Raw genomic sequence first — 9,346 nt, 5'->3', positions numbered from 1 at the left:
GCCGGCGCCGGCCTCACCGCCCTCACCCGGGGACGACCGGTGCCACCCGCCCGGTCCGAGCACTGACCCGCCCTACGAGCTGCGGCCCGTCGTCGAGGCGAAGCCCAGCCAGGTGTGGCGGTTGTTCCACCAGCACCAGCCGACCTTGGGGGCGTTGCGGCGCTCGCGGCCGTCGCGGCCGGTGCCGTTGCTGATCCAGATCGCCGGGGTGCGGGCGTCCAGGGTGCCGTCGGCCTTGCGCAGGCGGGAGCCGATCGTCATGAAGCAGCGGTTGCGCTCCAGGGCCTCCGGCTGCTGGAGCACCCAGTGGATGCCCTCGGTGAGCACCAGCGGGGTGCGGTCCTCCTTGGTGAGGGCGGGAAGGGCCTCGTCCGGGCTCCAGTTGGACATGTGGTCGCCGCGGTCGACGCCGGTGACGACGTAGAGCGGGGCGTCGGGCAGCTCGGCGGCGCAGGGCGCGAACGCGTCGACGTCGGGCATGTCGGCGACGACGAAACCCGGTGTGCCGTCACGGCGCACCAAGGGCGCGAGAGCGGAGGCGGGAGCTCGGTCGGGGTGCACGGCCAGCAGGGCGCCGTCGCCGGCGGCCCGGACGGCGAAACCGCGGATCTCGTCGGCGGCCAGCCCGGCGATCTCGTGCACCCCCAGCTCGATCAGCCGCTCGGCTTGCGTGCTCAGGACCGGGAGCGCGGGGAGGGCGGTGGACGAGTCGGGCGTGGGTTCGGGCACGATGCTCCTCTGATCGGTGACGTGGGCGAACTCCCGTGCAACGAGGCAGTGTGCGGAGGCGTTCCCTCCGGGGACGTCCGTGGTGCCCCAGCCCGGACAGGCCGTGATGCCACTCGCGGGGCGTCACGCCGTAGGCCGCGCGGAAGGCGCGGCCGAAGTGGCTCGGGCTCACCAAGCCCCGGAACGGCGGCAGGCATGTTCCCGGTCGTCCGGCACGGGCGTGGTGCCCGGACCGGCATGCCGGCAGGCAGGAGGGGTACTCCGACGATCTTGCAAGGCCGGCCTTCGGGCCGGATGTCGTCGGAAGGAGAGCCGTGTCTGACGAGACGGTGAAGAACATCTTCGTGATCGGGCTCGATGAAGCCAATCTGCCGACCCTCCAGCAGGTTCCGGAAGCCCACCGGCTCCGCTTTCACCACCTGTTGACCGTTGAGGAACTGCAGGTCGGGGAGGTGCATCTGCCCACGCTGCTGGAGAAGGCGCAGGGTGTGCTGGACGCCTTCGACGGCAGTATCGACGCGATCGTCGGATACTGGGACTTCCCGGTCAGCACTCTCGTCCCGCTGCTGAGCGAGCGCTACGGCACCCGGAGCACCAGCCTGGAGTCGGTGGTCAAGTGCGAGCACAAGTACTGGAGCCGGCTGGAGCAGCAGAAGGCCACCGACCGGCACCCGGGCTTCGGCCGGGTCGACCTGTCGTCCGAGCCTCCTCGCCCGCCCGAGGGTGTGACCTTCCCGATGTGGGTCAAGCCCGCCCTCTCCTACTCGTCCGAGCTCGCCTTCGGAGTCGGTGACGAGGAGGAGTTCCACAAGGCCGTCAGCGAGATCCGCGAGGGCATCTCCCGGATCGGCCGTCCCTTCGAGCACATCCTCGAGCGCATCGACCTGCCACCGGAGATGGACGGTGTCGGTGGCCGGGTGTGTCTCGCGGAGGAGGCGATGTCCGGCGTTCAGGTCGCCGTCGAGGGCTACGTCCACCAGGGCGAGGTGACGGTCTACGGAGTCCTGGACTCCATCCAGTACCCGGACTCCCCCTGCTTCCTGCGCCACCAGTACCCCTCGACGCTGCCGCCCGCGGTCATCGCGCAGCTGCACGACGTCAGCGAGCGCGTGATGCGGCAGATCGGGATGGACTCGGCCACCTTCAGCATCGAGTACTTCTACGACCCGCGGACCCAGGAGATCAACCTGCTGGAGATCAACCCCCGGCACTCCCAGTCACACGCGGAGCTGTTCCAGTACGTCGACGGCGTGCCGAACCACCACTGCATGGTGAGCCTCGCCCTCGGCGAGGACCCGCGCATGCCGCACCGCGAGGGCACGTACGCGATGGCGGCCAAGTGGTACCACCGCTGGTTCACCGACGGCGTGGTCAGCCGGGTGCCGAGCCCCGAGGAGATCGCCCGCATCGAGCGCGAGACCCCCGGCGTGCGCATCGAGGTGATCCCCGAAGCGGGCAGCAGGCTCTCGGATCTCCCCGGACAGGACAGCTACAGCTACGAGCTGGCGCACATCTACACCGGCGGGGCGGACGAGGAGGAGCTGCGGGAGAAGTACGACCACTGCGTGGCCGCCCTGGGCCTCGCCTTCGAGGACGCCCCGCCCGAGGCCGACGCCGCGCGAGAGTGAGGAGCACGTGGGTTCCATGCGTTACGTGACCAACCTGCCGTACGCGACGAAGGAGGAGGAGCACGTCACGATCCCGATGTCCGACGGGGTCCGGCTCTCCGCGCACATCTGGCGCCCCACCTCCTCCGACCAGGAACCGGTGCCGGCGGTACTGGAGTACATCCCGTACCGCAAGCGCGACCTGACCGCCGTACGGGACTCGATCCACCACCCCTACCTCGCCGGGCACGGCTACGCCTGCGTCCGCGTCGACCTGCGCGGCACCGGCGACTCGGAGGGCGTGCTGCGGGACGAGTACCTGGAGCGGGAGCAGGCGGACGCGGAGGAGGTGCTGGCCTGGCTGGCGGAGCAGCCCTGGTGCGACGGCGGTACGGGCATGATGGGCATCTCCTGGGGCGCGTTCGCGGCGCTGCAGGTGGCGGCCCGCCGGCCGCCGGGCCTGAAGGCGATCGCCATCGCCTCCTTCACCGACGACCGGCACGCCGACGACATGCACTACATGGGCGGCGCCATGCTGTCGGACAACCTCGCCGAGGCGGGCACGATGTTCGCCTACGGCACCTGCCCGCCCGACCCGGCCGTGGTCGGGGACCGCTGGCGCGAGATGTGGCGGGAGCGGCTGGAGAACACCGAGCCGTGGGTGCTGCAGTGGCTGCGCCACCAGCGGCGCGACGACTACTGGCGGCACGCCTCGGTGTGCGAGGACTACTCGAGCGTGCGCTGCCCGGTCCTCGCCTCCAGCGGCTGGGCGGACGGCTACTCCAACGCCGTGACCCGGCTGCTCGGCAACCTGGACGTGCCGCGCAAGGGGCTGATCGGCCCCTGGTCGCACAAGTTCCCCCACCTCGGGGAGCCGGGCCCCGCGATCGGCTACCTCCAGGAACTGGTGCGGTGGTGGGATCACTGGCTCAAGGGCGTCGACAACGGCGTCATGGACGGACCCATGTTGCAGGCCTGGATGCAGGACAGCGTGCCGCCCTCCACCTCCTACGAGGAACGGCCGGGCCGCTGGGTCGGCGAGCCGGACTGGCCCTCCCCGCACATCCGGCAGGTGACGCACCCCCTCACCCGGCACACCATCGGGCCCGCGCAGGACCCGTCCGGCCCGGGCGGCACCGACGGCGAGGCGATGACCGTGCGGTCACCGCTGTCCGTCGGCCAGTTCGGCGGCAAGTGGGCTTCCTACAACGCGCCGCCGGACCTGCCGTACGACCAGCGCGAGGAGGACGGCGGTTCACTCGTCTTCGAGACGGAGCCGCTGACCGAGCAGGTGGAGATCCTCGGCTCGCCGAGCGTGGAACTCGATCTGTCGGTCAGCGAGCCGGTCGCCATGGTGGCCGCGCGGCTGTCCGACGTGAGCCCCGACGGCGCCGCGACGCGCGTCTCCTACGGCATCCTGAACCTGACCCGCCGTGACAGCACGGAGGCGCCGGAGCCGCTGGAGCCGGGTCGGCGCTACCGGGCCGCCATCCCGCTGAACGGTGTGGCGCAGGCGTTCCCGCCGGGCCACCGCATCCGGCTGTCCCTGTCCACGTCCTACTGGCCGCTGGCCTGGCCGCCGCCGAAGCCGGCCCTGATCAGCGTCCACGAGAACTCCAGCTCGCTCACCCTGCCGGTCCGGCCGGTGGACGAGCCCGACGAGGTGCCGTCGTCCCCCTTCGGCGAGCCCGAGGGCACTCCCCCGATCGCCACCAGCCAGCTGACGCCTACGGAGGAGCGCTGGGAGGTCAAGCGGGACCTGGTCGGATACCAGGCGGAGCTGGACATCGTGAAGGACCGGGGCACGGTCCGCTTCGAGGACATCGGTCTGGAGGCCGGCCGCCGCGCCCACGAGCGCTACACCGCGGTCGCCGACGACTTCACCTCGGCCGGCGGCGAGTCCACCTGGACGATGAGCTTCCGGCGTGACGACTGGGACGTACGCGTGGTCACCCACACCCGGCTCACCTGCGACGAGACGGACTTCTTCGTCGACGCGACGCTCGACGCGTACGAGGCCGGCCGCCGCGTGTTCTCCCGCACCTGGAACGAGCAGGTCCCGCGCGACCTGCTGTGAACGAGAACTCTCAGGGGTCCTTGCACTGTGCCCGCCCGGGTCGCGTGGCCTGGCACCGCGCCTCGCCGCGTTGCCGAACCGCCCAGGCAGCTCCGCTACCAGGGCACTCCGGCGCCTCGCGATGCACGGCACCGGACCACGCGACCTGATCGGAGGCTCATGGTGCAAGGACCCCTCAGGCTGGGTTCGCCCGGTTCAGCAGGGCGGCGCACCAGCGGAAGTGCCCGTCGCTCAGGTCCTGGCCGAAGAGGTCGTACGTGATGAGGGCGTAGGCACTCTGGTAGAGCGTCAAGACCTCTTCGGCATGGCCGAGTTCGTGGGCGAAGAGCCGGGTCAGCCCGGCGGTGTGGTGGGCGGCGTCGGGGCCGTACATGTCCCAGACGGCGGCCGTGACCGCGGCGTCGAAGGCGGGGTCGCCGGCGGTGGTGCAGAAGCCGAAGTCGAGGACGGCGACCGGGTTTCGGGCCTCGTCCACATGGACGTTGGGCGGTACGAGGTCTCCGTGGACGACGCTGTCCGCCCGGTCGGGCAGCGCCCGCAGCGAGCCGACCGTGCGGGACACGACGCCGTCCAGGCCGGGCACCTCGGCGGCGAGGGCAGCCGGGTGCCGGCCGACGGCACGACCGACGAGGGCGGCGAGCGCGTCGGAGAAGCGGGAGTGGCCCTGCCACAGCGGCCGGTCGTCGCCCTGGAACACCAGGCGCCGCATGGCTTCGCTGCCCGGGACGGTAGCCAGCCCCCGCAGGACCGTCAGCAGGGCGTCGGTCTCACGGCGGGGCAGCTCACGCGCGGGCGCGCTTCCTTCCGGGCGCAACGGGCGCCCGCCGAGCTCGCGTTCGTAACTGACGAGCACACCGCCGCACTCCTCGACATCGAGGATCTCCGGCGTGCCGAAGGGCAGGGGGTGCGCGGCGATGTCGGCGTAGACCCGGCGGGTGAGACCGAACTCCTCGATGGTCCGCCCGGTCCACACCTTCGCGACGGTCCCCTCTTCCAGCCGGTAGACGGTCCCCTCCATACCGGAGGCGAGCCACCGTGCGTGCGGGTACCCGCGTCGAGCGAAGTGCCGGAGCCATCGATCGGACTCGTGCGCGTCGGTTGCGATCACGCCCGGCATTCAACCAGCGCCGGTGACAGTCCCGGCAACGCATGACCGTACGCACAGGACGTGGAGCTGACGCCCGCCGCCCAGGAACCGCTGCGGCGGCTGACCGGGATGCACGGGGGGTGGTGTCCCACCACCGACAGGGGCGGTGCGCGCGTTCGGGCGGTCGATCCCGCGCTGGGCGGCACGACGACCAGCCGGAGCTGTTCCATGGCATCTACGCAATGCCCGTTCGTGACGACCCAGTCCGTTTCGCCTGCGTGCTTCAACCAGGTCGATCCCCTGGTCGATACTTGCCGATCACGTCGGGAGCATGGAGCGCCGAAGTCCTCGACACACCGGGCGTGGTGCGCAGGGCCACCCGTGGCGACAGCGGCAACAGCGGCCCCATGCCCACCTCTGGACGTCCTCACCCGACCTCGCCTAGGGTGCTGCGGCAAGCGCTTTCTGATCTGCTCATGCCAACCTCCCGCGTGCGTGCGCACAGCCCCGCCGACGGCCCGGACGAGCAACCGCCGCGGGTCTGGCGCGGAAAGGCAGTTCCCGTGCCGCAGAGACCATCGTTTCCGTCCGTGACCCGCAAGTCGTTCTTACGGGGGATGGCAGCCGTCGGCGCCGCTCCCCTGCTTCCCGTCACCGCCGCCGAGGCCGCTCCCGCGACCCGCCCGGACTTCCCCCTGCTCCAGGGCGGCACCGCCGTGGACGTGTTCGTGGACGCGGCCGACGACCCCGCCGTCGTCCGCGCGGCCGGTGACCTCCAGGCGGACGTGGAGCGAGTCGGCGGCGTACGGCCCCGCCTGCTGCGCACCGTGCCGCGACGGGCCGAACTCCTGGTCCTGGTCGGGACGATCGGCGCGAGTCCGGTGATCGACCGGCTCGTCGCACAGAGGCGCCTGGACGTCTCCCGGGTCGCGGGCCGCTGGGAGGCCTCCGTCACCCAGGTGGTGGACCGCCCGCTGCCCGGTGTGGGCCGCGCCCTGGTGATCGCGGGAAGCGACCGCCGCGGCACCGTCTACGGCGTCTACGACACGTCCGAACGCATCGGCGTCTCCCCCTGGTACTGGTGGGCCGACGTCCCCGTGCAGCGCCGCGACACCGTCACGGTCCCGGCCGGCACCGTCAAGCGCCTCGAACCCGCCGTCCGCTACCGGGGCATCTTCATCAACGACGAGCAGAACCTGACCACGTGGTCCCACCGCACCCAGGAGCCGGACAAACACATCGGCCCCAGAACCTACGAGCGGGTCTTCGAGCTGCTGCTCCGCCTCAAGGCCAACTACCTCTGGCCGGCCATGCACCCGTACTCCGACTTCTTCAACAAGCACCGCGAGAACCCCGAACTGGCCGACCGCTACGGCATCGTGGTCGGCTCCAGCCACCCCGAGGCCATGCTGCGCAACGGCGTCCACGAGTGGCAACCGTGGGCCGAGGCGCACCGCGGCCCCGACGGCACGCTCCCGCTCTACGACTACACGGTCAACCCGTCCGTCATCTCCGACTACTGGCGGGCCCGGGCCCGCGAGAACGCCGGATTCGAGAGCAGCTGGACGATCGGCATGCGGGGGCTGCACGACTCCGCGCTGGAGACGAAGTACGCCACCACGATCCCGGAGAAGGTCGCGGTGATGAACGACATCATCGCGGACCAGCGCCGCATCCTGGCCGAGGAGGTGGGACAGGCCGAGCCCCAGATCTTCGTCCCGTACAAGGAGGTCCTGGAGCTGTACAACGCGGGCGTCCAGGTCCCCGACGACGTCACGCTGATCTGGCCGGACGACAACCACGGCAACATGCGCCAGCTCCCGAACGACGCGGAGCGCCGCCGATCCGGCGGCAACGGCATCTACTACCACCTCTCCTACTGGGGCCGGCCCCGGAGCTATCTGTGGCTGGACACCACACAACTGGCCAAGGTGTGGCAGGAGCTGCGGCGGGTCCACGACCATCAGGCCGACCGCATGTGGATCTTCAACGTCGGTGACATCAAGTCCATCGAGACGGGTCTGTCGTTCTGCCTGGACATGGCCTGGGACGTGGACCGCTGGGGCCCGGGCGACGTCGAGGAGTTCCTGGTGGAGTGGGCCGGGCGTCAGTTCGGCCGGCGGTACGGCTCGGAGATAGCCGCCATCCGCACGGAGTACTACCGCCTGGCTGCGGAACGCCGCCCGGAGTTCATCGACCGGGCGATCTTCTCGACGGTCCACCACGGCGACGAGGCGGGCCGCCGCATGACGGCCTACGAGCAGCTGCTCGAACGAACCCGGGCGTTGGGCGCGAAGCTTCCGGAGGCCTACCGGGACGCCTATTTCGAACTGGTCGAATATCCCGTCCACGGCGCCTGGTTGATGAACCTGAAGTACTACTGGGCGGACCGCAACGCCCTCGCCGTCCGCCAGGGCCGGGGCGCGGGTACGAACCACTTCGCGGACCTGGCCGAGGCGGCACACGCCGAGGAGCAGGCGATCACCCGCCGCTACAACACCGAGATCGCGGGCGGCAAGTGGGACGGCATCGTCAACCCCTACCCCTCCGAGATCCCCAAGGCGCCGGGCCGCCCGGCCGTGACCCGGATCCCCCGGCGGGAGACCTCGGGCCTGGGGCTGGCCGCCGAGGGCAACGAGACGGGAGCGGACCGACCGCTGTCCTTCTCCTCCTACCCCCGCGACCGCCGTTTCGTGGACGTCTTCAACACCGGTTTCCTCCCCCTGCGGTGGCAGGCCGAGCCGAGCGCCCCGTGGATCCGGCTGAGCACCACGGGCGGCGAGCTCATCGACCAGACACGGGTGTGGGTCGAGATCGACTGGACGCGGGCGCCGGAGGGCACGCACACACCTACGCTGACCTTCACCGGCGCCGGCACGACCGCCCAGGTGCCCCTGCGGGTGGTCAACGACGGCGAACGAGCGCGGCAGCGCGCCCGTGGCTTCGTCGAGGCCCACGGCTACGTGTCGATCGACGCGGCGCACTTCGACCGCCGGGTGGAGCGCGGCGGGGCCCTCTGGCGGGTCGTACGTGGGCTGGGACGCCGTACGGCAGCCGTCGAGGCGGTCCCGACGACCACGGCGTCCGTCACCGAGGGCTTCACCACCCGGTCCCCGGAGCTCAGCTACCGAGTGCGCTTCACCACGACCGGCACGTTCCCGGTGACGGTCTTCCGGCTGCCCTCCCTCGACGAACGCGGCAAACGCCGTCTGGCCGTCGCCCTCGACGACCAGCCGCCGACGGTCCTGTCGGGCCAGGCGATCGCCACCGGCAACCGGGGCGACGCCTGGGCCCGCAATGTAGAGGAGGGCGTCGAGAAGCTGACGGCCCGGGTGACCGTGTCCGCGCCCGGTGAGCACCTGCTGAGGGTGTTCATGGTGGACGCGGGCATCGCGGTGGACCAGATCGTGATCGACACGGGCGGGTCGGCGGCCGGCTACCTGGCGCCGCCGGAAAGCCATTACCACGCCTGATCCGGGGACCGGGTGGCGCACGACCGATGGTCCGCTCCGCCTGGTCCCCTCCGGCTTACCGGCAGGTGCGTGTATACGGAAAAAACGTGAGGAAAACCGAAAAGTTCGAGTGGCGGAAGAAAACCGCTGCCGCATGACGTGCATCGACAGTGATTCCCCCAGCGCTTCCCCCGTGCACCCGTGCGCCCCCCTGGAACAAGGGTTCACCGGGTCGGCAACCCATGTGGACTGGGCAGGACATGGTGCAAGCGCCAAGTAGGTGAAACATCACCGTGTTTACTGGCCGACTGAGGCAGGTGGCATTTCGATGAACGGCTGCGTTCGTGAACCGGAACACACATGGTCCGTTGGTTCTGCTCCAGGCATATTCCCA

Annotated in this window: 5 protein-coding genes and 1 pseudogene; 3 read left to right on the top strand and 3 right to left on the bottom strand. The window is 70.7% G+C overall.

The genetic code is table 11. From position 1 onward, the window contains the following. Positions 1-72: 72 nt before the first annotated feature. Positions 73-729 (bottom strand): DUF5701 family protein, encoded by a 657-nt coding sequence (locus tag ACWD1U_RS27215; protein WP_451111348.1) that lies wholly within the window; start codon positions 727-729, stop codon positions 73-75. 73 nt (positions 730-802) lie between these two features. After that, a pseudogene (locus ACWD1U_RS27210) lies at positions 803-907 on the bottom strand (helix-turn-helix transcriptional regulator); the annotation flags it as partial. Between the two features lie 136 nt (positions 908-1,043). On the opposite strand from ACWD1U_RS27210, the gene ACWD1U_RS27205 reads away from it, so the two are divergent. Next, positions 1,044-2,357: an ATP-grasp domain-containing protein gene (locus ACWD1U_RS27205; protein ID WP_451111346.1), complete on the top strand. Its 1,314-nt coding sequence runs from the start codon at positions 1,044-1,046 to the stop codon at positions 2,355-2,357. Between the two features lie 16 nt (positions 2,358-2,373). Then, the gene (locus ACWD1U_RS27200) at positions 2,374-4,413 is read left to right on the top strand and encodes a CocE/NonD family hydrolase (protein WP_451111344.1); all 2,040 of its coding nucleotides are present in this window, start codon (positions 2,374-2,376) and stop codon (positions 4,411-4,413) included. Positions 4,414-4,588: 175 nt separating this feature from the next. Here the strand turns inward: ACWD1U_RS27200 and ACWD1U_RS27195 are convergent, their stop codons facing one another. Next, complete coding sequence (locus ACWD1U_RS27195) at positions 4,589-5,521, bottom strand: phosphotransferase family protein (RefSeq protein WP_451111342.1); 933 nt, start codon at positions 5,519-5,521, stop codon at positions 4,589-4,591. A gap of 596 nt (positions 5,522-6,117) precedes the next feature. On the opposite strand from ACWD1U_RS27195, the gene ACWD1U_RS27190 reads away from it, so the two are divergent. Next, complete coding sequence (locus tag ACWD1U_RS27190; RefSeq protein ID WP_451111370.1) at positions 6,118-8,973, top strand: glycosyl hydrolase 115 family protein; 2,856 nt, start codon at positions 6,118-6,120, stop codon at positions 8,971-8,973. Positions 8,974-9,346 lie beyond the last annotated feature (373 nt).

The sequence above is a fragment of the Streptomyces sp. NPDC002788 genome (assembly GCF_053592115.1).
Note: the sequence above shows the minus strand (reverse complement) of the source record. Positions and strands in the feature narration are given on the sequence as shown.

What these genes read in the sequence shown, in the direction of transcription:
- ACWD1U_RS27190 (WP_451111370.1), top strand. Translation starts at nt 6,118, where the DNA reads ATGGCAGCCGTCGGCGCCGCTCCCCTGCTTCCCGTCACCGCCGCCGAG.
- ACWD1U_RS27200 (WP_451111344.1), top strand. Translation starts at nt 2,374, where the DNA reads ATGCGTTACGTGACCAACCTGCCGTACGCGACGAAGGAGGAGGAGCAC.